At 33.4% G+C, this 22,955-nt stretch carries 20 protein-coding genes; 17 read left to right on the forward strand and 3 right to left on the reverse strand.

What is annotated here, in order from left to right:
• Positions 1–573: 573 nt before the first annotated feature.
• The 11 genes from RU96_RS09770 to RU96_RS09820 all read left to right on the forward strand — a co-directional run bounded on the left by RU96_RS09770 (position 574) and on the right by RU96_RS09820 (position 12,969).
• Positions 574–1,512, forward strand: coding sequence for a glycosyltransferase family 2 protein (locus RU96_RS09770; RefSeq protein ID WP_071865351.1), 939 nt, complete (start codon positions 574–576; stop codon positions 1,510–1,512).
• Between the two features lie 1,123 nt (positions 1,513–2,635).
• Positions 2,636–3,736, forward strand: a complete 1,101-nt coding sequence (locus tag RU96_RS09775) for a glycosyltransferase (protein WP_071865352.1) — start codon at positions 2,636–2,638, stop codon at positions 3,734–3,736.
• Positions 3,737–3,742: 6 nt separating this feature from the next.
• A complete protein-coding gene (locus tag RU96_RS09780) occupies positions 3,743–4,822 on the forward strand; it encodes a polysaccharide pyruvyl transferase family protein (RefSeq protein WP_071865353.1) in 1,080 nt (359 codons plus the stop codon).
• Between the two features lie 7 nt (positions 4,823–4,829).
• Positions 4,830–6,245: an oligosaccharide flippase family protein gene (locus tag RU96_RS09785; protein ID WP_071865354.1), complete on the forward strand. Its 1,416-nt coding sequence runs from the start codon at positions 4,830–4,832 to the stop codon at positions 6,243–6,245.
• Positions 6,246–6,350: 105 nt separating this feature from the next.
• Positions 6,351–7,382: a nitroreductase family protein gene (locus tag RU96_RS09790; protein ID WP_071865355.1), complete on the forward strand. Its 1,032-nt coding sequence runs from the start codon at positions 6,351–6,353 to the stop codon at positions 7,380–7,382.
• Between the two features lie 25 nt (positions 7,383–7,407).
• Entirely contained in the window at positions 7,408–8,574 is a 1,167-nt protein-coding gene (locus RU96_RS09795; RefSeq protein ID WP_071865356.1) for a nucleotide sugar dehydrogenase, read from the forward strand.
• Positions 8,575–8,619: 45 nt separating this feature from the next.
• A complete protein-coding gene (locus RU96_RS09800) occupies positions 8,620–9,738 on the forward strand; it encodes a hypothetical protein (RefSeq protein ID WP_071865357.1) in 1,119 nt (372 codons plus the stop codon).
• A 108-nt stretch (positions 9,739–9,846) separates the two neighbouring features.
• The gene (gene galU, locus RU96_RS09805; RefSeq protein WP_071865358.1) at positions 9,847–10,719 is read left to right on the forward strand and encodes a UTP--glucose-1-phosphate uridylyltransferase GalU; all 873 of its coding nucleotides are present in this window, start codon (positions 9,847–9,849) and stop codon (positions 10,717–10,719) included.
• Between the two features lie 57 nt (positions 10,720–10,776).
• A complete protein-coding gene (rfbB, locus tag RU96_RS09810) occupies positions 10,777–11,775 on the forward strand; it encodes a dTDP-glucose 4,6-dehydratase (RefSeq protein WP_071865359.1) in 999 nt (332 codons plus the stop codon).
• Positions 11,776–11,792: 17 nt separating this feature from the next.
• Positions 11,793–12,374 (forward strand): VanZ family protein, encoded by a 582-nt coding sequence (locus RU96_RS09815; RefSeq protein WP_071865360.1) that lies wholly within the window; start codon positions 11,793–11,795, stop codon positions 12,372–12,374.
• 163 nt (positions 12,375–12,537) lie between these two features.
• Positions 12,538–12,969, forward strand: coding sequence for a universal stress protein (locus RU96_RS09820; protein WP_071865361.1), 432 nt, complete (start codon positions 12,538–12,540; stop codon positions 12,967–12,969).
• A 161-nt stretch (positions 12,970–13,130) separates the two neighbouring features.
• Here RU96_RS09820 and RU96_RS09825 read toward each other — a convergent pair whose 3' ends face one another.
• Genes RU96_RS09825 through serC form a run of 3 tightly spaced genes read right to left on the reverse strand, consistent with a single transcriptional unit; the run spans position 13,131 to position 16,628 of the window.
• Positions 13,131–14,357, reverse strand: coding sequence for a DUF1015 domain-containing protein (locus RU96_RS09825; protein ID WP_071865362.1), 1,227 nt, complete (start codon positions 14,355–14,357; stop codon positions 13,131–13,133).
• Positions 14,357–15,541, reverse strand: coding sequence for a phosphoglycerate dehydrogenase (locus tag RU96_RS09830; protein ID WP_071865363.1), 1,185 nt, complete (start codon positions 15,539–15,541; stop codon positions 14,357–14,359). The genes RU96_RS09825 and RU96_RS09830 overlap by 1 nt, the downstream gene beginning before the upstream one ends.
• Before the next feature lies 1 nt (position 15,542).
• The gene (gene serC / locus RU96_RS09835) at positions 15,543–16,628 is read right to left on the reverse strand and encodes a 3-phosphoserine/phosphohydroxythreonine transaminase (protein ID WP_071865364.1); all 1,086 of its coding nucleotides are present in this window, start codon (positions 16,626–16,628) and stop codon (positions 15,543–15,545) included.
• 342 nt (positions 16,629–16,970) lie between these two features.
• Here serC and RU96_RS09840 point away from each other — a divergent pair, with 342 nt between their 5' ends.
• The 6 genes from RU96_RS09840 (at position 16,971) to RU96_RS09865 (ending at position 22,595) form a co-directional block, all read left to right on the forward strand.
• Positions 16,971–17,177 (forward strand): hypothetical protein, encoded by a 207-nt coding sequence (locus tag RU96_RS09840; protein WP_071865365.1) that lies wholly within the window; start codon positions 16,971–16,973, stop codon positions 17,175–17,177.
• A 60-nt stretch (positions 17,178–17,237) separates the two neighbouring features.
• On the forward strand, positions 17,238–17,462 hold the full coding sequence (locus RU96_RS09845; RefSeq protein ID WP_071865366.1) for a DUF2922 domain-containing protein: 225 nt from the start codon (positions 17,238–17,240) through the stop codon (positions 17,460–17,462).
• Between the two features lie 87 nt (positions 17,463–17,549).
• On the forward strand, positions 17,550–18,452 hold the full coding sequence (locus tag RU96_RS09850; RefSeq protein ID WP_071865367.1) for a GH25 family lysozyme: 903 nt from the start codon (positions 17,550–17,552) through the stop codon (positions 18,450–18,452).
• A 366-nt stretch (positions 18,453–18,818) separates the two neighbouring features.
• Entirely contained in the window at positions 18,819–19,424 is a 606-nt protein-coding gene (locus RU96_RS09855; RefSeq protein WP_071865368.1) for an alpha/beta hydrolase, read from the forward strand.
• 174 nt (positions 19,425–19,598) lie between these two features.
• The gene (locus RU96_RS09860; RefSeq protein WP_071865369.1) at positions 19,599–20,657 is read left to right on the forward strand and encodes an aspartate-semialdehyde dehydrogenase; all 1,059 of its coding nucleotides are present in this window, start codon (positions 19,599–19,601) and stop codon (positions 20,655–20,657) included.
• 258 nt (positions 20,658–20,915) lie between these two features.
• Positions 20,916–22,595, forward strand: a complete 1,680-nt coding sequence (locus RU96_RS09865) for a ribonuclease J (RefSeq protein WP_169818351.1) — start codon at positions 20,916–20,918, stop codon at positions 22,593–22,595.
• Positions 22,596–22,955: the final 360 nt, after the last annotated feature.

The following is a 22,955-nucleotide window of genomic DNA, read 5'->3' on the forward strand; positions in this document are numbered from 1 at the left end:
AAAATAAAGATAGATATTTATACCACGTCTGCTAATATCTTTAACTGAGTTAAAAATGGAAAGAGGAAAGAATTGTTGAAATAAACGGATAATGAAGAAAGTGTCGGGAGATACATTGAAAAGGATAAAATCATGAATAATTTGTAAATTGCAAGGAAGATCTTTCTGTCGTTCTTTATATAATTGACGATATTAGAGAAAAAGACAGTGGTTCAAGATAAAAATTGTGAGGTGTTAAATTTATACCGGAAATTTAGAGATTATCACTATGTTTTACGTTTTTTTACCTATTGGTGTATTATAATCTAACTTTTCTTGGTTTGAATAAACAGAGTGAAGTGTTTATTTTCTATGTCATTTTGTATAGGTTAGTATATGAAAGAATTGCTAATCTGGTATTGAATGAGATGTTGAAGCTAAGAGATGAGTCAGACAAATTGATTAATGTGTCGAATGATCTACAATTAGTACGATTTATATCTGTTTGAAACCTAAATGAATATGCATAGTTTCAAGCTACATATGAATTTTAATTTAGAAACTTTTCTGTTTTATTAAGAAGGAGTACGAGTAATGTCACGAAATAAACTTTCAATCATAATTCCTCATTTTGAATCACATGGGAAAATTTATAATCTTTTTCATTCAATACAGAAAGAAAGGAATTCTCAAGATATCTCTTTAATAGTTGTTGATGATAAGAGCTCGAAGTCGGAATATAATCATCTAAAAAAGATTATAAGTAATTTTCCAAAATTGGGAATTCATCTTTATCAGAATACCAGTAATATTAAGGGCGCGGGTATGGCTAGAAATATTGGCTTGGAAAAGGTAAAAACGGAGTGGATAGCATTTGCTGATGCTGATGATATGTTTATTCCAGGATTCTATGAAAAAATGACTGCCTATTTTGAAACTAAATTTGATATGGTGTTTTTTCCTCCGACGTCTTCAAATGAAAAAGGAGAGCCCTTGGAACGCCATATTTCATATTTAAAATTCTACGAAGAATATTGGGAAAAACATTCTGAAGAAGGATTAAGATACAGACTTGGTACCGTTTGGTCTAGATTATATCGCACTGATTTTATAAAAAGTAAAAATATCATTTTTGAGAATATCTTATCTAGTAATGATGTGATGTTTGCTTTAAAGTCTGGTATATATTCACGAAATATTTCAGTGGATAAGGATGAAATATATTCATGGGTATTGAATACAAGTAGTACTACAACTGTCCGTAGTAAGAAAAGTTTTCAATCTAGTGTTGACTTAGCTGCTCGAAAAAATCTTATTCTGAAACAGAACTTATCTGTCGAATTATACAAACGAAATAGACCTACTATGGTGCCTTATTTAACTATGGCTTTTTTTAGATATAAATATGGAGTTGCTTATACAATTCAAATTTACTTTGAATTATTGAAAAATGGTATAAAATTTGCTCGTCAAGAAGATTTAAAGCTTAATAAAATATTTAATTTTATTAATAATAACAAATACTATTCATAGTGAAAATAGAATTAATTTAATGCTACATTTTGCAGTTATAAAGAATTTATTGAGAGTAAAAAAAATTTTGACGAAAAATATTAAAAAGGGAAATGATATTAGCTTATGATAGTAAATGATTAAACAGCTAATCAAGAGGTACATTTTTCTAGTAATTAGTTATACAAGTGATTACGTATTATCAAGTTTGATAAAGGAATTCTTATTAGGCCTTGATTAGTAATTCCTCTGCTTGACAGGACACAGAGGGTGAAAAGTGAAGCATACTTTTATTCTGATTGGTGTGCTAGTATTTTATGGGCGCCAATTGGTAACTGTCGTAATGTTTTGTCTGTTTTTTAATTGAAGGATTCTATAGAGGTTTAAAATGGACGATTAGACGATTAGTTAAATAAGAAAATAATTTTTAAATGAAGATGAGCAAGGTGCTTAATCTGACATGGTTATTTGTGATAGAGCAATAACCTTGATAACTGTTGTTATGATGATAGGGTGTGATGACCAGGTATCCTAGAAATCATATTTGTTTATAAAAATGCTTCGCTGTAAGTTCAATCTATTTATACAGAATTACTACACGAATATCTTGTTATCAAGTTTCTTGGGCTATTATGATTATTGCATTAGTGAGCATATATCCTCAAATTTTTTCTGAATGACTTTCAGTTGCTAGTTTTGGAATGGGGTTGTCCATCGTATCTTTTGGTAGAGGCATACTTTACCTAATTCCTTTAATTTTGCTAATCACTTTTAATAAATACTTATTTTTGAAAGATAGAATAGATTGTTATTTACATTTACTTAGTTTACTGCTAGTAGTTGGTGCTTCTTATCAGGGCTAAATTCCGGAGTAGTTCGTTTTACATTCTATCTTTTACCATTTTATATATCATTTCTTTGTATACAGATTAATCAAATCAAAAAGTCCAATTTTTATATTGCTTGTTATTATCACATTAGGGATACGAGCAACTATCTGTTTCTATTTTATTTTGTTTAGAGAGAATGTAGAGGGAGTTTTTTCTTATGTTATCCTTATGTTATATATAAGCAGATTTATAATCCCAATTGGATAGATAAGAACAAGTTCTTTGATTTAAATAATTATTGAGGAGCAAAACTAGTGAAAAAAATACTTTTCATTCTAAATAAATATGAGATAGGCGGCTTAGAGAAAGTTAATATGACTATAGCGTCTTCTCTCGGAAAGGAGTTTTCGACTACTGTTTATTTTCAGAAATCGTCTGAAAATTTTAGTGCTGTAGATAAAACGATAAGATTTATTATTGGGAAAAATAATAAAGTTCATTTTTTTAAAAATCCAGTGCTTTTTATGAAGGCAATTCTAACAAGAAAGATACAAGATAAAAAAAACTTGATATTTAATAAAGTGAAATCTGAGATTGATTTTACTAATTATGATGTTGTGATTTTAAACTCAGAAGATATATTATATGCATCATACATTCAGCAAATAAACCCAGAAGTAAAAATTATATGGTGGGTCCATAATGAATACGACATCATAATGAATAGACGCCTAGGAGATGCAACTAATGAAGTAAGGAATAATTTGAAATTTGTTGATACTGTGGTAACACTAACCGAATTTGATAAAAGGGAATTTGAGGATTTACATAAGAATGTTGTAACTATAAAAAACCCACTTACCATAAATCAGGGTAAAGTGTTAAGTAGCCTGGATTCCCGCGTAATTAGTTTTACTTCCCGACTTGTTTTTGAACAAAAGGGGTTGGATCTTTTAGTTCAGATTGCTAAAAAGATTGAACCAGGTTGGAAAATTTCCGTAGCAGGTGATGGTCCGGATAGGCAGATGTTTCTACAGTTGATTGAAAAAGAAAAAATATCTGATAAATTTATTTTCGAAGGAATGCTTGATAAGGAGGCGCTTAGATTGCATTATTTAAATAGTTCGTTGTTTATATCAACGAGTAGATGGGAAGGCTTTGGTTTAGTAATCACTGAGGCGATGAGCTGCGGACTACCCATAATATCATTCGATAATAAAGGGCCTCGTGAAATTCTTGCTAATGGAGAATTCGGTATATTAATTGAAAAGTATAATATCTATGATTTTGTTGAGAAAATTAACTATTTAATTTCATCTAAAGAGTACCGAAGGGAACTTGCTAATAAATCTCTTGAACGAGTAAAGGAATACTCGCTCACTAAAGTAACTGAAGAATGGAAAGGAATTTTGTGAGAATTTATGAATAAAAAAATAGGGATCGTTACAATTTACGGAAATGATAACTATGGTAATAGATTGCAAAATTATGCCTTAGAAACTAGTATAAGAAAATTAGGATTTAGTGTTGAAACAATAGTTATAGACGAACCGGGTGAAAAAATTAAGTTATTTAGAAGATCTGTGAAAAAATTGTTGTCTTCTAAAGAGAACAGGAATAAGTATATTGCGCGTAAGAAAATGATAAAGAAAAAAGAGAAAATATTCGCAGAGTTTACAGATAATTATTTGAATAATGTAAGGTATAAATACAATGACGACTTTTCAAATTTTCAAAAGGTATTTGTTGGTAGCGACCAAGTATGGAACCCTAATTTTGACTTAAAAAAAATTCATTTTTTAAGATTTGTAGAAAAGAATAAGCGGTACTCTTACGCCGCAAGTATTGCTACAGACGAAATCCCTTTAAATAAGAAAGAAAAATTTTCTGAGTATTTGAATGGTATGATGAATATATCCGTTAGAGAAAAATCTAGCGTTGAAGTTGTAAAAAAATTGATTGGTAAGAATGCGACATGTGTATTGGATCCAACAATGCTTTTGAAAAAGGAAGATTATATAAATCTTATTGAATCTAGTAAGAGTAATGTTGAACAAAAACGTAAAGAATATATTTTAATATATTGTCTGTCTGATTTAAAACCTGATTTAAAAAAAGAGATACAAAACTACTCAGAGTCTAACAATTTAGAAATAGTACAAATTATGGGGAATTATTATAATGAAAGTCACGTTATTTATGATCCAATTGGATTTATAGATGCTATAAATAATGCAAAACTAGTGATTACTGATTCTTTTCATAGTGGAGTTTTTTCTATCATTATGGAAACCCCTTTTTTAGTTATAGATCGTACGGATGGAGCTAAGATGAACTCTAGGCTTAAAGATTTATTAGCATTTACAATGTTAGAAAGTCAAAAATATATGGGTGGGTCACTTTCTAGTTATGATAATGTTAACTATAATAATTCCAAAAAAATAATTAGCGAGAGGATTCAGTTTTCTTTAAATTATTTGAAAGAACAACTGGGTAAGTAGTATTTCTATGAATAGAATTATTAAAAATTTTGCTTATCAATCAATGTACCAGGTTTTATCTATAATACTTCCTATTGTTACCGTTCCGATTGTAAATAAGTCACTCGGAGTAAATGGAGTAGGACTCTTTAATTATGTAACTTCGATAACTAATTATTTCGTACTAATTGCAGGGTTAGGACTAGCACAGTATGGCATACGAGAAGTGGCAATTGTTCGAAAGGATAAAACCTCTTTATCTCAAAAATTTTGGGAATTACAGTTTTTTAATTTAGTGATAAGTGGGTTAACATTTATTTTGTATTTAGTATTTAGTTTTTTTACTAACTACCCCTTATTTTTTATAATAAATGGGGCATTGATTTTAGGAGCTTTGTTCGATATTTCATGGTTTTTTGCTGGAATTGAGGATTTTAAGAAAATTACTATTAGAAATTCCGTGATAAAGATATTCTCGTTTTTTGCGATTGTATTTCTTATAAGAAAACCGTCCAATCTAACATTATATTTCATTATCCAAGCAGGCTCAACTTTAGTTAGCCAGGTTTCATTTTGGTTTGTCTTACGTGGGAAAGTGAAATTCTTAGTTCCTAAATACAAAGATATATTTTCGCATTTTAAACCTGCAATATCATTCTTTTTCTCAAAACTATCATCAACAATTATTAATAATTCAACAAAGACTATTCTCGGATTAATAGTATCTAGTGCGGCTGTAGGGATTTTTTCAAATGGGACCTTATTAATTTGGGTTGCGAGTACATTGGTAAGCTCTCTTAATACAGTCTTGTTACCTCAAATGTCTAAAATTGCATATAGTGATAGAACTAGATTATCTATTGTCTTAAATAAATCTATCTCTATACAAATTATTTTGACGCTACCAATTGCTTGTGGAATTGTGGCTGTAACTCCTAAAATGATAAATTGGTTTTATGGTTTGGAATTTGCGGAGATAGTTAATATCATTCCCATTTTAGCCATAGGTTTGATACTTCAGCAAGTTCAACAAGCTATTGCAGTTGGATATAATATTCCTATGCACAGGATGAAAGAATATAATCGCGGGTGGGTCTTTGCATGTATACTTATGATTGTTTTAAGTATTGTTTTAATACCAAATTTTGGAGTTATTGGTGCAGCGTTGGCAAATACAGCAACGACAGCTTTCTTAGCTATAGTTCGAATATCAGACATGAATAAGGATATAAAATTTAAATTAGATACGAAACCAATTTTTGCTTCTCTAATATCGAGCATAGTCATGTTTATTTCTATTAGAATTTTGACTGCTAATTTTGCCCCTACAATTATTACAACAGTATTTCAAATTGTTTTTGGCATAGTTATATATACTATTTGTTCAATTCTTCTCGGGCAACAAAATTATGTCAAATCAATAATTGGCAAGAGAAACTTTTAAATCTGTGATTTTTTAGCAGATGTAACAATTATAATTTTTATTGATTACTGTAATTGTTCTTTTAGTTAGATAAAGTATATAAATAGCACTTTAGGAGAGATTAAAATGGATGTTAAATCAGCCAATTCAAAGAAGAATTTAAAGAAAAAAGTCAAGGAAATAGCACCAGATTGGATGAAACAGACAAAGCGAAAAGTTTTGCTTCAAAAATTGTATAAACATGAAATGAATAGATATTTAAAAAATTATGGTTCTCCCATCGCTTTTAATGAACAGCAACTCAAAGCAAAGATGGTTTTTTATTCACACGCATTAGAAAAAGGGTTAAGTCATATTGAATTTAGAGAGGGATTTGGAGAAAATGCACTTAGGAACATATACAGTTGTTTAAACTATTACGATGAACAAAATTTTTCAAAATCAAATATAGAATATTCTAATACTCTCTCTTGTTTAAGATCTTATAAGGAAAAGCATTTAGAAATGAGCGGTGTGGTACCACCACTATTTTTATCTTTATTTGATAAGTGGGAAAATGAAATTGAGAATGCTGACAAAAATTTAGGTGGATATTCGGTATTGAAAAATACTGATAAAAAAGAAAATAGGAATAAGAATTTTGAACAATTATTTTCTGGACGTGTAAGTATTAGGGAGTATTCTTCTGAACCTGTAGATAATAATTTAGTTAAGGAAGCTATTGATATTTCTATGAAGACGCCTTCCGTTTGTAATCGACAGTCTTCACGTATACGACTTATTACAAATCCTAAATTGATTAAAAATACATTAGACGTACAAGGAGGGTATAGAGGTTATAAATATCCGCAAGTATTGTTACTCTTGACCACAGATACAAGCAGTTTTGTTGATATCAAAGAACGTAACCAAGTTTATGTTGATGGTGGATTATTTGCAATGTCGTTATTAACATCACTTGAATATGTGGGATTAGCTGCATGTGCTCTCAATGCTATGTTCAATCTAGAAGCAGAGCTTAATGTGAGACAAATACTTAATATTCCTGAAAATGAAAATCTTATAATGTTTATTACGGTTGGTAATTTTCTTGAGGAGACTCCCTATCCTAAATCTTTTCGATATACTGGCAAAGAAATCACTAAAATTTTAGATTAGAAAAATATTGAAATGAGGAGACAAAATGAAAGTATCAGTTTTTGGTTTAGGTTATGTAGGTTTAGCAAATGCATTGTTATTATCACAAAAAGAAGAAGTTAAGGCATACGATATTGTAGAAACAAAAATCGATATGCTACAAAAGCGTCAGTCACCATTAGAGGATAAAGAAGTTCATGAGTTTTTAGAGCGCGATGATTTAAATTTAGAATTTACTAAAAATTTTGTGGATGCGGTCAATTTTGGAGATTATTTAATTATTGCAACACCAACTGATTACGATGAAAAGAAAAATTATTTTAATACTTCTACAGTGGAAGATGTAATTGAAAAAGCACTAGCAATTCGTCCAGATGCGACATTTATTATAAAATCAACAGTTCCTGTTGGATATACTTTAGATTTAAAAGCAAAATATCAAACTGAGAATATCATCTTTTCTCCTGAATTTTTGCGAGAAGGAAAAGCGTTATATGATAATCTTCATCCATCACGAATTGTCGTTGGTGAATGCTCTGATCGTGGTCAAGAGATTGCAGATATGTTTAAAGAAAATGCATTAGAAGAGGATATTCCTGTCTTATTGACTCATCCGACAGAAGCAGAAGCAATCAAACTATTTTCAAACACCTATTTAGCTTTACGGGTTGCATATTTCAACGAGTTAGATACATATGCAGAATCGAGAGGATTAAATTCGAAACAAATTATCGAAGGTGTTGGTTTAGATCCTCGTATCGGAAGCCATTATAACAATCCATCTTTTGGCTATGGTGGTTATTGCTTACCTAAAGATACAAAACAATTACGTGCAAATTATGAAGATGTACCAAGCAATATTATTGGTGCCATTGTAGATGCAAACACAACACGTAAAGACTTTATTGCAGATCAAATTATTGCTAAAAGTCCTAAAGTTGTGGGGATTTATCGTTTAACGATGAAGGCCAATTCAGATAACTTCAGATATTCTTCTATTCAAGGTGTTATGAAACGTATTAAAGCTAAAGGAATTGAAGTTGTTGTTTACGAACCTACGTTAGAGTCGGATAATTTCTTTAATTCAAGAGTTATTAAAGATTTTGATGAATTTAAAAAAGTATCTGATGTGATTGTATCTAATCGTTTAGAGACAATTTTGATGGATGTTGAAGATAAAGTATATACACGTGATATTTTCCGAAGAGACTAGAATACTTATCATATCAATCAGTAGTGAAAGGAGGAATCAAAAAGCATGGAGTCAAAAAAAAGATTAAGTATTTCAATACTCTTTATGTTTTTGTATAACTTTTTAAAAATATTGAGTTTCTCAAATTTAAAAATTGTGTCTGACGTGAGTTTATTAGTAACTATTTCTCTTTATGGTTTAATTTTAAGTTTGATACCCAGTATGTTATTAAAAAGATATCGTTGGAATCTCCTTTTTATTATCTTGGCTATCTTCGGAATTTTAATAAGTAAATTTGATGGATTAACTAATTATTTTACTATTTTAATAGTTATTATTGCATTAGCAGATCAAGATATTACTCCTTATTTGAAAGCTGTATATTATTCGTTAATACTCGGAAGTCTAACTGTTCTATTTCTTAGATTTTTAGGATATATTCCAGATAGAGTCGTAATATCTCCGAGGGGAATCGTCAGACATACTCTAGGGTTTGGATCTGCAAGAGGGATATCTGAAGCATACTTAAGTTTTACCCAATTATTTGTATATTTAAAATTTAGTAAATTAAAAAAATGGTGGCTGTTAATATTGCTACTTCCTATTTTTGGTTTAAATATAATATCAGATGCTAGAGCAGCTACCATTTTATGTGCTTTGTTTTTGGTATTAGTGTATATAATAAAGTTTATGAATATTGAAAGAAAGTTAACTGCGCGACTATATGTGATAACCAATTTGGTATATATTTTTTCTGCAAGCCTCATATTTTTGGGATCATATTACTATAAATACAATTCCTTATGGAAAAAATTGGATGGAATTGTTTCACAAAGATTCCAATTAGGTAATTGGTATTTAACCTATTATCCGATTAAATTGTTAGGACAGGATATTCCTGTTAATTTGGACCGTGAGACTTTGATTAGTCGCTTTAATCGAAACTATTTAATGTTAGATAGTGGCTTTATGACAATGTTAGTTGAGGCTGGATTGGTAATCACAATCATATTTACAATAATTATATTTATAGCATTTAAAAGGTTGAAAGACGAAAAAAATAATATAGGTTTAATAATTTGGATAGTTTCTTCATTAAATCTTTTTCAAACCAGATTACTTAATCCTGCAGGGTTAGAAACCATACTATTGTCAAAGGCATTCAACTTATCAAAAAAGAAATGAAATCTAGAAAGTCAGATGTATTTTAATTTTTATTAGAATTGATTGCTAGTTTGGGTATGTTTTTTAATTAAACATCAGTTTATTATTATAAAAAATGGAGAAGATATCATGCAAAAAGTTCGTAAAGCTGTAATTCCAGCAGCAGGGTTAGGGACCCGTTTTTTACCAGCAACAAAAGCGATTGCAAAAGAAATGCTTCCGATTGTGGATAAACCAACGATACAGTTTATTGTTGAAGAAGCACTGAATTCTGGAATTGAAGATATTTTGATTGTTACAGGTAAAGGGAAGCGTCCAATTGAGGATCATTTTGATTCGAATGTTGAATTGGAAATGAATTTATCTTCTAAAGGGAAAAAGGAATTACTGGATTTAGTTGAGGAGACAACGGGAATTAATTTACATTTTATCCGCCAAAAACGACCACTTGGTTTAGGTCATGCGGTATTACAGGCTAAAGCGTTTGTTGGTAATGAACCTTTTGTTGTCATGCTTGGTGATGATATTATGGAGTCGAAGGTTCCATTAACTAAGCAGTTAATGAATGATTATGAAAAAACGACAGCTTCTACTTTAGCAGTTATGAAAGTTCCGCATAAAGATACTTCTAAGTATGGAATTATTAATCCAAATAGTGAAATTTCAAAAGGACTTTATAATGTGAAAAATTTTGTGGAAAAACCAAATCCTAAAGAAGCCCCAAGTGATTTAGCTATTATCGGACGCTATTTACTGACACCTGAGATTTTTGATATTTTAGAAAATCAAAAACCTGGTGCCGGAAATGAAATTCAATTAACAGATGCCATTGATAACTTGAATAAAACCCAGCGAGTGTTTGCACGTCAATATACCGGTAAACGTTATGATGTTGGTGATAAGTTAGGAATGGTAGAAGCCAATATTGAATATGGTCTAAAACATAAAGAAATTTCTGTGTCGCTAAAGGAATATATTAAAGAATTGGCTAAGACGTTTTAACGAAATAAAAAGGAGATCACTTAGGTGGTCTCCTTTTCCAATTTAGGAGGTTGGATTTTGAAACTTTTAATTACAGGTGGCTGCGGTTTTATTGGCTCTAATTTTATTCGTTATATGCTGAAAAATCGTGAGATGGTTGAAATTGTGAACCTAGATTTACTGACATATGCTGGGAATATCAATAATTTAAAAGATATTGAGAATGATTTTAGATATAAATTTATTAAAGGTGATATTTCAGATAAAGAGTTGGTTGAAATAATCTTTAGTAAGTATAAATTTGATGCGGTTATTAATTTTGCTGCTGAATCTCATGTTGATCGATCAATTGTTGATGTTTCAAATTTTTATCAGACTAACATCGGGGGCGTCCTCAATTTATTAGAGACTGCTAGAAAATATAGTATTAGTCATTTCATTCAAATATCTACTGATGAGGTTTATGGTTCTTTGACTAAAGAATTTGCAGAGGAAAATTTTGTATTGAATCCTAGTTCTCCTTATGCTGCATCAAAAGCATCAGCGGATCAGTTTGTTATTGCTTATCATCGTACATTTTCATTGCCTGTCAATATTATACGGGCTTCAAATAATTACGGTCCATATCAATTTCCAGAAAAACTTATTCCTCTATTAATTACAAATGGAATTGATTGTTTACCTTTTCCAATTTATGGTGAAGGTAAAAACATCAGAAATTGGCTTTATGTAACTGATTTTTGTGAAGCAATAATTTTAGTTTTAGAAAGAGGCGTCTCTGGGGAAATTTATAATGTTGCTCCTAAAAATGAATATAGTAATAATCAGATTGCATATTTTATTTGTGATGAAATGAGAATATCACAGGAATTAATTCAACATGTTCCCGATAGATTAGGACATGATTTGCGTTATGGGATTAATTCTAACAAAATATATGAACAATTGAATTGGAAGCCAAAAGTGGACTTCTTAGAAGGGCTTAAAAAAACGATAAGATGGTATCAGGACAACGAACATTGGTGGCGACCACTATTAAAAAGTGCTACATTGGATAATAAGAATTTATCTGAGTAATATTAAGGAGTCACTGAATGAAGCGTATAATCTTGAATATAATCTATTGTCTATTATCTTTTTTGTTTTCTATCGGTTTGGTTTCTTGGATTGCAATTCCAACACTAGATCAGTATCCTCGGTTGCATCACATGATTGAACGTTTTGAATATACTGAAACTGTCTTAATTCTGTTTGTCTGGCTAGCGATTTGGTTATTTTTAATTCAATGGCAAGTCGGTAGGATTTCGACTATTTATCTCTATCTCTTTTATAGTGTTTATTTGTTTTTACTTTTTACAGTTCTGTTTACGAAAGCAAAAAATTATCATTCTTTGTCATTAGATCCTTTTGATATTTTTGTATCCGACAAAAAGGTAATTTTAGAAGCGCTATTAAATGTGATATATTTTATTCCTTTAGGTGCCCTATATGGATTAAAGGCTAATAAGTTAGAATTTGTTACGATTTCTCTACTTACAATTTTAGGAATTGAGACAATTCAGTATGTGTTTTATATTGGAACATTTGCTATAAGTGATATCTATTTAAATTTTACTGGTTGTATGATAGGCTATTTTGTTTGTCGGTGGATGATACCACGTTTTAAAGTAATTTAAAAAGCGTATTAGTATTATTACAGTTAGAATCAATTTTTGATTTCGTAATATACTATACGTTTTTTCATCTTCTAATTAGCTCTCTTTTTCATTTTGTGGTACTTTTGAATTAGGCAAATGTTTGCAAAATTTAAAAGTGAAAAAGTGATTGGGAGGGATTTTTATGAGTCGGTATCAAAATATTTTAGTGGCAATTGATGGATCAAAAAATGCAGAGAAGGCGTTTTATGAGGCTGTCGCCTTGGCCAAAGGGAGTAATGGTGCGTTGTATTTGGCTTGGATTATTGATGAAGCGTCGCTTTCAACGAGCTCTTTTGCGGTTTCGAAGATTTTAAAAGAAGAGCAAGAAAAAGCTAAGATGGTTTTGGAAAATCTAGTTTCTGAAGCACGTAAAGCAGGAATTGAAAATGTAAGTCAGATCATTGAAACTGGAAATGTAAAAGATGCGATTGCAGAAAAAATTCCTGCTGAGTATCCGATTGACTTGATTGTGGCAGGGGCTACGGGTAAGGGTTCTTTGACTCGAAAAAAAGTGGGTTCTACTATTCAACATATTGTAAATCATTCACCTTGTAATGTTTTAATGGTGAAATAAAAAAATTTAGCTATTAAAATGTGCTAGTGGTTGTTTTGTACATCAGAATAAGTAAAAGCGACTGATAGTAATCTAAAGTGATTTCATCAGTCGCTTTTTATATGCATAATTTTTATGAGCCAGTTGAAGAGGGGGATAACTGGCTTACAAAAATTAACAACTTATTTTGTTTCTAAATCGTGTAAGAAGAGGCCGCTTAATAACTTTGGTTCAAACCAAGTTGATTTTGGTGGCATAATTTTTCCTGCGTCAGCAACATCTAATAGGTCGGTCATTGCAGTTGGATATAAGGAAAAGGCAACTTGCCACGTACCGCTATCGACGAGTTTGACGAGTTCTTCTGGGCCGCGGATGCCTCCGATAAAATCAATGCGTTGATCGGTGCGAACATCTTTGATGCCAAAAATTGGCGCTAAAATATTATTTTGTAGTAAAGAGACATCTAAATGCTCAACTGGATCATTACTTTTGATTATTTCTTTTGCAGTTAGTGTATACCATTGTTCGGATAAATACATCTGTATTTGCTCTGGAGCAGCTGGTTTTTCTCGCGTTGTTTTTGTAATGGTAAAGCTAGCAGCGACTTGGTCAAAAAAGTCAGCTGGCAAAGCAACGTTGACTACTCGATTGTATTCCCAAATGGCTAGTTCATTTTCTGGAAAGACAATTGCCAAAAAATAATCACTTTCTGGACTGTTTGTACCTTGTTTACGTTTTTCTAACCCGACTTTGACGGCCGATTCTGTGCGATGGTGACCGTCTGCGATATAAAGAGCAGGAACATCTTCAAATAATGTGGTTAAAGTTGTGACAATATTTTCATCGTCGATTACCCAGACCTTATGATTTACATCGTGATAGCTGTTAAAATCATATACGGGTGTGTGACTTTCTTGCCACGCTTTGATTATGCTCTGAATTTTATTTTCATGGCGATAAGCTAAAAAAATGGGACTGGTATTGGCATCACAAGCTTTAATGTGATTAATCCGGTCGATTTCTTTTTCAGGGCGAGTAAATTCGTGCTTTTTAATTTTGCCATTAACGTAATCGTCAATTGAGGCAGAGAAGGCGATGCCGGTTTGCGGGCGACCATTCATCGTTAATTGGTATAAATAAAAGTAAGGTTTGGCATCTTTTTTTAGCCAGCCTTTAGCTAAAAAGTCTGCTAAATTAGTGGCAGCTTTTTGATAGACCACAGGATCATAAGAAGAGATGTCTTGGGGTAAATCAATTTCTGCCCGGTCAATGTGAAAATAGCTATAAGGATTACCTGCGGCTAGATCCCGCGCTTCTTCACTGTTAATGACATCATAAGGTAATGCAGCTACTTTGGCGGCTAAATCTTTAGCCGGACGAATCGCTTTAAAGGGTTTGATTACGACCATTAATAACTCACTCCTGGATTTTTAATAACCCGGACACGAATAATATCGGGATTTTTTGTTAAGCGGGTAGCAACAGCTTGCGCGCTTTGTTCATCGTCACAAGCGATGTCTACTAATGTATAGGCATAGTCATCTCGGCCACGGTTTACCATATTATCGATATTGATATTCATATCCGCAATAGTTGAAGAAATTTGGCCCAACATATTGGGAATATTTTTATTAATAATGGTAATCCGATAAGGAGAATGAAAGGCCATTTCCACAGTGGGAAAATTAACTGAGCGTTTAATCGTACCTTCTGTCAAAAAGCGCTTTAAGGTTCTAGCGGCCATTTTGGCACAGTTGACTTCGGCTTCTTCAGTTGAAGCGCCTAAGTGAGGTAAGACCAAAACTTTTTCATTGTGTAATAATTTTTCATCAGCAAAGTCTGTCGTATAGCCGGCTAATTCATCTGCTTTTAAGGCTTTTAAGACGGCGTCATCGTCTACAATTCCCCCGCGGGCAAAGTTAAATAATTTCGCTGTCTTTTTCATCTTCGCTAATTCTGGTTTACCAATCATGCCTTTGGTTTGTTCTGTTAATGGTACGTGAACGGTAATAAAATCGCAAGTCGTTAACACTTCGGTTAAATCATTAGCGCGCTGTACGCGCCTTGAGATACTCCATGCGGTATCGACAGAAACATAAGGATCATAACCGACTACTTCCATCCCTAAGCGGTAAGCGTCATTGGCAATCATAGCACCAATTGCACCAAGACCGATAACACCTAGTTTTTTTCCTTCTAATTCATGACCGACAAATTGTTTTTTATTTGCTTCAGCTTTTTCCTCAACATCTGTACCAGTTAATGTTTGTACCCACTTGGCACCAGATAAAATCGGGCGTACAGAGAGTAATAAACTGGCCAGGACTAATTCTTTAACGGCATTGGCGTTAGAACCTGGGGTATTAAAGACGACAATGCCTTTTTTAGTGCAGTCTGCAACTGGGATATTATTGGTGCCAGCGCCGGCCCGGGCAACGGCTAAAACACTTTTAGGAAAAGCGTAATCGTGTAATTTTTGACTGCGTAAAAGAATACCATCAGGGAGTTCACTTTCATTAATCGCATAGTTTTCTTTCTCAAAACGGTTCATGCCTTCTGGGGCAATTGCGTTAAAGGTTTTAATTTGAAACATACTAAGCGCCTCCGTTTTCTTTTTCGAATTTTTCCATGAAAGCAACTAGCGCTTTCACACCTTCTTTTGGAAAAGCGTTGTATAGACTTGCCCGCATACCACCAACGGAACGGTGACCTTTTAAGTTTTCAAAACCTGCAGCCAAAGCTTCAGCGTTAAATTTCTGATCTAATTTTTCATCACCAGTGACAAAAGGAATATTGGTAATAGAGCGGCTTGTACTTTGAATAGGACTGGTAAATAATTTTGATTTATCAATAGCATCATAGAGTAACTGCGCTTTTTCTTGGTCTTGTTTTAAAATTTCAGGTATGCCCCCTAATTCTTGTAGCCACTTGAAAACCAGTTGTGCCATATAAATCGCAAAAGTTGGGGGTGTATTGTATAAAGAATCGGCATCTGCTTGGACTTTATAATCAAGCATTGGTTCATTTACTTCACATAAGCCCAGTAAATCATCCCGAATAATGACGACCATTAAACCCGCTGGACCAATGTTTTTTTGGGCACCGGCATAAATTAAACCAAAATCTGTGACATTGTAATTATTGGCTAAAATATTTGAAGACATATCTGCGACAATCGGAACATTACCAGTATCGGGAATATTTTGAAAAGCAGTACCGACAATCGTGTTATTGGTTGTAATGTGCAAGTAAGCTGCCTTTTGATCAATCATATCTGGTGTAATGGTAGGAATATAACTAAAATTATCTGCTTCAGATGAAGCAATCACTTCCACTTCGACGTTGTCTAAAGCTTTTGCTGCTGCAATGGCTTTTTTTGACCAGACGCCGGTATTGACGTAGAGCGCTTTTTTATTTTGCGCCAAATTTAACGGCACCATTGAAAACTGTAGACTAGCACCACCTTGTAAAAATAAAACGTGGTAATTGTCGGGAATATTCATTAATTCTCGCAAACGTTTTTTGGCGTCTTTTAAAATTGCATCAAAAAGAGAGGAACGATGACTCAACTCCATCACGGACATGCCGCTACCTTGGTAATCCATCAATTCGGATTGGGCCTGCTTTAAAACGGATGTGGGCATTACGGCAGGACCGGCTGAAAAATTGTAAACAGTCATAACAATTCGCTCCTTTGAAAAAGTAATTTTAACTCTAATTGAGTTATCGCTTATTGTAACAGATGAATTTTAGCATTTAAAGATATTTTTCAGAAAATTGCAAATAAACAACGTATAAGTATTGGCGGATAACTGTAAAAGCAACGGGCAACAAGTGAACCTAATCACAAATAAGAGTTTGAAATAACGAAAAAAATTTTAACTTTTTTTCTAAAGTGTTTGACAGTTACTGCAAAACTTTCGTTGTTAATGTGTAAGGGCGCTACTTACAAAATAAATTGCTTAAAGCCGGCCGCAAAAGCAGACTACTACTAAAACTAGTTATTCTAAGGAGGAAACCAAATGAAAACACATGTTAGTACCAATTTAGCCGTTACATTTTTAGAACCCGGCAAAGAACGACTTACCAAACAAAAATTTAACAATAGTATTGAAAATCCTGTGGAAGCAGATGTTTTAACTTTTGGTCGTGCCTATAGCCAATTGTTACCAGCAGATGTTTCTTATAACAGTGTTATTGAAACAAAAGAAGTGGAATATACCGAGTAATAATTATTACGCAAAAAATGTCGTAAAACATCACGCAAGAATTTAAAGGAGGAAAACCAAATGAAAAAATTACATTTAACGTTTGTAAATAGTGAAGGAAAAAAACACAAAATGATTCCCCGTGTTGCAGATGAAAATTTAAGCGGGCAAACTGTTCGGCAAGTGATGGCAGATATCAGTGGGTTGCCGTTATTTGTCAAAAATGGTGTCACACTTTTTGTAGCACCGGCAAGTGCAAAATATGTTGAAACGATTGAAACAGAACTTTTCACTGAAGAAGTTTAAAGCCAGTTGATGAGAAAACTGTGGAAGTGAGAGATTATAAAAAGTGTCCTTCCACAGTTTTTTTTTGAAAAAAATAAGGAGAAGACTATGATTCCAACACCAGTGATTATTGATCTTAGTGAGTGGCAATTACCAGAGGCGATTGATTATAAAAAGCTCGCCCAAAATATTGATGGGGCGATTGTGCGGGTACAATATGGCTCGTTGCATCGTGATGTTCATTTTGAAACGCATCTTAAAAAGTTGCAAGAACACCAGATTCCAGTTGCAGTTTACGCATGGGTAAGAGGAACAAGTCTAGCGGATATGAAACAAGAAGCCAGAGATTTCTATCAGCGTGCTAAAAGATTTCAACCGGCTTTTTGGTGGTTAGATGTAGAAGAAAAATCTTATTATGATATGCGTAGTGGCTGTGAGAGTTATCGCCAAGAATTAAAACGTTTAGGTGCCAAAAAAGTAGGGGCCTATATCGCCAATCACTTGTATCGCCAGTTCAATCTTGCTGTCGAAAAATTTGATGCAATCTGGATTCCAGCCTATGGACAAAATAATGGGAGATATGAAGGGTTTAATCCAACTTGTACCAATCGTTATGATATTCATCAATATACTTCAAATGGACGTATTCCTGGTTATAAAGGGCCATTGGATTTGAATCGCTTAACCGCAGGCAAAGATTTTGCCACACTGTTTGGTAGTAAGAATCTTGAAGGTGAAAAGCCCAATAGTGTAGCTGGAAATTCAACTGCCGATGGGACAAAAGGAGGTCTAGCTAAAATGAAAACTATCACCTTAAATACAAGCGTGTATCTAAGAAAAAAAGCAGATACAAAAGGACAAGTGATTGCTTTAATGAAAAAAGGTGATCAGATAAAATTTGATGATATTATTTTAAACCAAGGTTATTTATGGGGTGTACAATCGCGAACAAAAGGGTCAAAAGGGTATGTCGCTTTAGGAAAAATAACAAGTTATGGCAAAATAAAATAAAAAATAAGACTTGGATTTAAAAATCCAAGTCTTATTTTTTGCTAGTATTCTAGCCATGATGACGTAAGGAATAACACTCTCCCCTACACGTTGACGGAAATCTTCCCCAAAATTTCCCTTATCTTTATTATAGTATAGGAAGACAATAAAGTTAAATAAAGTGACTTTCCTAAAAAAGATAAAATAATTGAGAGAAGTGAAATTATTTGTTATGATACTTACAATTAGTAAGTTTTAGATGGCTAAATTTTTCTCACTTATTCGTCGTTAAAATAAAAATCACAGAATATTTATAAAAAACGACTGCTAAAAGCTTTTTTATCGTGATTTTTATAAGCTTGTTAAACCTGTTAAGGAGGTAGCAAAATGAAGTATTTATATGACGCGGGAAGTAAAGGTGGTAAGAAGTTACTGCTTTTACACGGTACTGGTGGTGATGAAACATCATTGGTGGATATTGCCCGTTTTTTAGATGGTGGCTGTGAAATTCTATCTTTTCGAGGTGAAGTTAAAGAAGATGGAATGAATCGTTTTTTTAAACGGAATGGTTTAAATCAATTTGATTTAGAAAGCCTAGAAGAAGAAACTGATAACTTGTATGAAGAAATTAAGCGGGTGAGTGCAAAAAAAGATGTGCCGCTAAGTGATTGGGTTTTAGTCGGGTATTCCAATGGTGCCAATATTGCAGCGCACTTGTTATTAGAACGAGAAACTGAATTGACCCAAGGAATCTTTTTTCACCCGATGTCTCTGGGAGTACACAAGCAAAAATTCAGTTTAAAAGATAAACGTGTTTGGTTGTCTTTTGGGCAAGGAGATCCAATTGTTTCACCGGAATCTTTTAATGAATTAGCTGAAGCTTTTAGTAGTCGGAACGCAGATTTAACGATTAAACAGACAAATTATGGACACCAACTTGCTGCTGAAGAAGTGAATCAGGCTCGTAATTGGTTACATAATTTGCCATTGTAAAAATAAGAGACTGTCACTTAATGGTGGTGGTCTTTTTTTGCTACAGCATAATTGTCGTAATTTTCTGAATTATATTTTTGTATTTACTGAAATTTATTTGAAATTGTGCTAAAATAGCCAAAATATCAATTTCTTGTCGATGACAGGTGAATTTTGTACTTAGGGGTGTAGTGGATGGAAAAAGGATATCGTATTGCTGTTGTTGGTGCAACTGGTGCTGTCGGAACAAAAATGATTAAGATGTTAGCTGATACAACTTTACCAATTGCAAGTGTTAAACTTCTGGCTTCAAAACGTTCAGCTGGTAAAACCAGAGAATTCAAAGGGCAAACATTAACGATTGAAGAGTTAGTGCCAGATTCTTTTAACGACGTGGATATCGCACTATTTTCTGCTGGTGGCGGCATTTCAAAAGAGTTTGCCCCCGAAGCTGTGAAACGTGGTGCTGTAGTCGTGGACAATACCAGTTATTTTCGCATGAATGAAGAAGTGCCTTTAGTGGTACCAGAAGTCAATCGAGAAGCGTTAAAACAACATAAAGGAATTATTGCCAATCCGAATTGTTCTACTATTCAAATGATGGTGGCCTTAGAACCAATCCGTCAAGCTGTTGGCTTAAACCGTATCATTGTTTCGACCTATCAAGCTGTTTCTGGTGCTGGGGCAAAAGCAATTGAAGAGTTAAAACAAGAAGCGAAAGATTTACTGGCAGGAAAAGCTAAAACAGAATTAAATCCGCAAATTTTACCAGCAGGCAGTGATAAAAAACACTATCCAATCGCTTTTAATGCTTTACCACAAATTGATGTCTTTGCAGAAGATGATTATACTTACGAAGAGTGGAAAATGATCAATGAAACGCATAAAATTATGGCAGATGACGCGATTAAAGTGGCGGCAACTTGTGTCCGTATTCCCGTTGTGAGTGGACATTCTGAATCGATTTATATTGAAACCAATCAAGAACTAACACCCCAAGCGGTAAGAGAGTTATTGGCACAAGCTCCTGGTGTAATCGTACAAGATGATCCAAGCCAACAAATTTATCCCCAAGCGTTAAATAGTGTTGATCAAAAAGCTACTTTTGTCGGACGCATTCGTCGGGATTTAGATGTGAAAAATGGCCTTCACATGTGGGTAGTGTCTGATAATTTATTAAAAGGTGCGGCTTGGAATTCAGTCCAAATTGCCGAAACGTTACACGAAATGAATTTAGTTCGCGTTCCACAATAAAGTAAAGTAATTCTTGTCACAAGTTGTTAATCATACTTTTACGCAATTTATGTGTTTAAAAGATTAGATTAGCGACTTGTGGCTTTTTTAATTCGGTTAGAGACTTTAAGAAAGTTTTATTACAAAACGCTTCCAATATTATTTAGCAGTTTGCCCCGACTTTTTATAGCGTTATAGTGTATAATGGACAGTGGCTAGTTGGGCACAGAAAAGAAAATAACTATTTATATAGAAAAAAATTTTGAGAGGTGAATGTTTTTGAGTAACATCAAAATCATTCCACTTGGCGGCGTTCGTGAGAACGGCAAAAATATGTACATCGCCGAAGTGGAAGATGATATTTACGTATTAGATTGTGGGTTAAAATACCCTGAAAATGAATTATTAGGAATTGATACAGTTATTCCTGATTTTACTTATTTAGAAGAAAATGCCGAGCGCGTTGTTGGCGTCTTTTTAACGCACGGACACGCCGATGCAATTGGCGCATTGCCTTACTTTTTAGAAAAAGTGGATGTACCAGTCTTTGGAACGAAATTGACTATTGAGTTAGCCAAAATTGGGGTCCACAAAAATGAGGCGACAAAAAAATTCCGTGATTTTCATATTATCGATGAACATACTGAAATTGATTTTGGCACTACGACAGTCGGCTTTTTTAGAACGACGCACTCGATTCCTGATTCAGTCGGAATTACATTAAAGACTAAAGTCGGAAATATCGTTTATACGGGCGATTTCAAGTTTGACCAAGCGGCAGTGCCGATGTATCAAACAGACTTTGGACGTCTTGCTGAAATTGGCAAAGAAGGAGTATTGGCCCTTTTAAGTACTTCTAGTAATGCAGAAAATCCGGCACCAGTTGCTTCTGAACGCCAAATTGCAGATGAAGTATATGACACGATTAAATACTGGGAAGGACGCATCATTGTCGCGGGAGTTGCCAGCAACTTACAACGGGTCCAACAAGTTTTAAATGCCGCTTATCGTTGCAATCGTAAAGTTGTTTTAACAGGACAAGATTTCGGTCGTATTATTCGAACTGCGATGAAATTAAACAAATTGGAAGTTCCTGATGAAAACTTGTTTATTACCCAAAAAGAAATGAAAAACTATCCGCCAGAAGAAATTATCGTCTTAGAAACAGGTCGGATGGGTGAACCGATTAAATCATTGCAACGAATGGCAAATGGTTCTCATCGTACTTTGCGGATTCAAGAAGGGGACTTGGTGTATATCACTACCACGCCCACAACTGCAATGGAAACGACTGTGGCTAAAACAGAAGACATTGTCTTTCGTGCGGGTGGCACGGTTAAACAAATTTCAGATAATATGCGCGTTTCAGGGCATGCTAACCCAGATGATTTGCAACTGATGCTAAATCTTTTAAAACCCAAATATTTAATTCCAATTCAAGGGGAATATCGGCAACTTGCTGCCCACGCAGAACTTGCGCAATTAACAGGTATTCCATTGAAGAATATTTTTATCACTGCTCGTGGGGATATTTTGGAGTATAAAAAAGATCAAATGAGCCAAGCTGGTTCTGTTCCAGCGGAAAATGTCTTAATTGATGGAATTGGTGTGGGCGATATTGGAAATATCGTGTTGCGAGATCGCAAGATTTTATCAGAAGACGGTATTTTCATTGCGGTAGTTACCATTAATCGTCGGGAAAAGAAAATCGTATCTTCTCCTCAAATTACTTCCCGTGGTTTTGTTTATGTCAAAGCTAGCCGTGATTTGATTCGGGAAAGTGCGGAAATGGTCAGTGAGATTGTAGAAAAACATTTACAAGATGACGAGTTTGAATGGAGTAAACTAAAACAAGATATTCGTGATCGACTAAGCCGTTACTTGTTTGAACAAACAAAACGTCGTCCCGTTATTTTGCCGGTTATTATGGAATCGTCACAACGTCAAAAAAGAAAATAAATAAAAAGGTGTGTAGAAGTGGTCAACTTCAAAAGATAAGAAGAAATAAGAAGTGCTGCTCAAATTTTGCAAAACTTCGCTTTATTTAAGCAGAAGTTACTTTTAAAACACCGGCTATGCGTAAAGAAGGGTTGTGACATGATTTTTGTCACAATCCTTTTTAGCTGGAATAGATGCGTTAGTTTTCATAAGAAATCATCAAAGAAATTTACGCTTTAAGATTTTAGACTTTAGAAATTAGGTGTTTTTTTCAAAACATTTATTATTTTTTTTAAAAAACATATGAAATCTTTCTGAAAAACGATTATACTATTTTAGTGACACTTTTTGACGTTAAGCTTTGTTAACCAAAAAGTTTTA

Origin of the sequence: Enterococcus canintestini, from assembly GCF_001885735.1 — a bacterium.
Classification (GTDB): Bacteria; Bacillota; Bacilli; order Lactobacillales; family Enterococcaceae; genus Enterococcus_C; species Enterococcus_C canintestini.

What these genes read in the sequence shown, in the direction of transcription:
- RU96_RS09780 (WP_071865353.1), top strand. Translation starts at nt 3,743, where the DNA reads ATGAATAAAAAAATAGGGATCGTTACAATTTACGGAAATGATAACTAT.
- RU96_RS09785 (WP_071865354.1), top strand. Translation starts at nt 4,830, where the DNA reads ATGAATAGAATTATTAAAAATTTTGCTTATCAATCAATGTACCAGGTT.
- RU96_RS09795 (WP_071865356.1), top strand. Translation starts at nt 7,408, where the DNA reads ATGAAAGTATCAGTTTTTGGTTTAGGTTATGTAGGTTTAGCAAATGCA.
- RU96_RS09825 (WP_071865362.1), bottom strand. Translation starts at nt 14,357, where the DNA reads ATGGTCGTAATCAAACCCTTTAAAGCGATTCGTCCGGCTAAAGATTTA.
- RU96_RS09815 (WP_071865360.1), top strand. Translation starts at nt 11,793, where the DNA reads ATGAAGCGTATAATCTTGAATATAATCTATTGTCTATTATCTTTTTTG.
- RU96_RS09770 (WP_071865351.1), top strand. Translation starts at nt 574, where the DNA reads ATGTCACGAAATAAACTTTCAATCATAATTCCTCATTTTGAATCACAT.
- RU96_RS09790 (WP_071865355.1), top strand. Translation starts at nt 6,351, where the DNA reads ATGGATGTTAAATCAGCCAATTCAAAGAAGAATTTAAAGAAAAAAGTC.
- RU96_RS09850 (WP_071865367.1), top strand. Translation starts at nt 17,550, where the DNA reads ATGATTCCAACACCAGTGATTATTGATCTTAGTGAGTGGCAATTACCA.
- RU96_RS09820 (WP_071865361.1), top strand. Translation starts at nt 12,538, where the DNA reads ATGAGTCGGTATCAAAATATTTTAGTGGCAATTGATGGATCAAAAAAT.
- RU96_RS09845 (WP_071865366.1), top strand. Translation starts at nt 17,238, where the DNA reads ATGAAAAAATTACATTTAACGTTTGTAAATAGTGAAGGAAAAAAACAC.
- RU96_RS09800 (WP_071865357.1), top strand. Translation starts at nt 8,620, where the DNA reads ATGGAGTCAAAAAAAAGATTAAGTATTTCAATACTCTTTATGTTTTTG.
- galU (WP_071865358.1), top strand. Translation starts at nt 9,847, where the DNA reads ATGCAAAAAGTTCGTAAAGCTGTAATTCCAGCAGCAGGGTTAGGGACC.
- RU96_RS09855 (WP_071865368.1), top strand. Translation starts at nt 18,819, where the DNA reads ATGAAGTATTTATATGACGCGGGAAGTAAAGGTGGTAAGAAGTTACTG.
- RU96_RS09860 (WP_071865369.1), top strand. Translation starts at nt 19,599, where the DNA reads ATGGAAAAAGGATATCGTATTGCTGTTGTTGGTGCAACTGGTGCTGTC.
- RU96_RS09840 (WP_071865365.1), top strand. Translation starts at nt 16,971, where the DNA reads ATGAAAACACATGTTAGTACCAATTTAGCCGTTACATTTTTAGAACCC.
- RU96_RS09830 (WP_071865363.1), bottom strand. Translation starts at nt 15,541, where the DNA reads ATGTTTCAAATTAAAACCTTTAACGCAATTGCCCCAGAAGGCATGAAC.
- serC (WP_071865364.1), bottom strand. Translation starts at nt 16,628, where the DNA reads ATGACTGTTTACAATTTTTCAGCCGGTCCTGCCGTAATGCCCACATCC.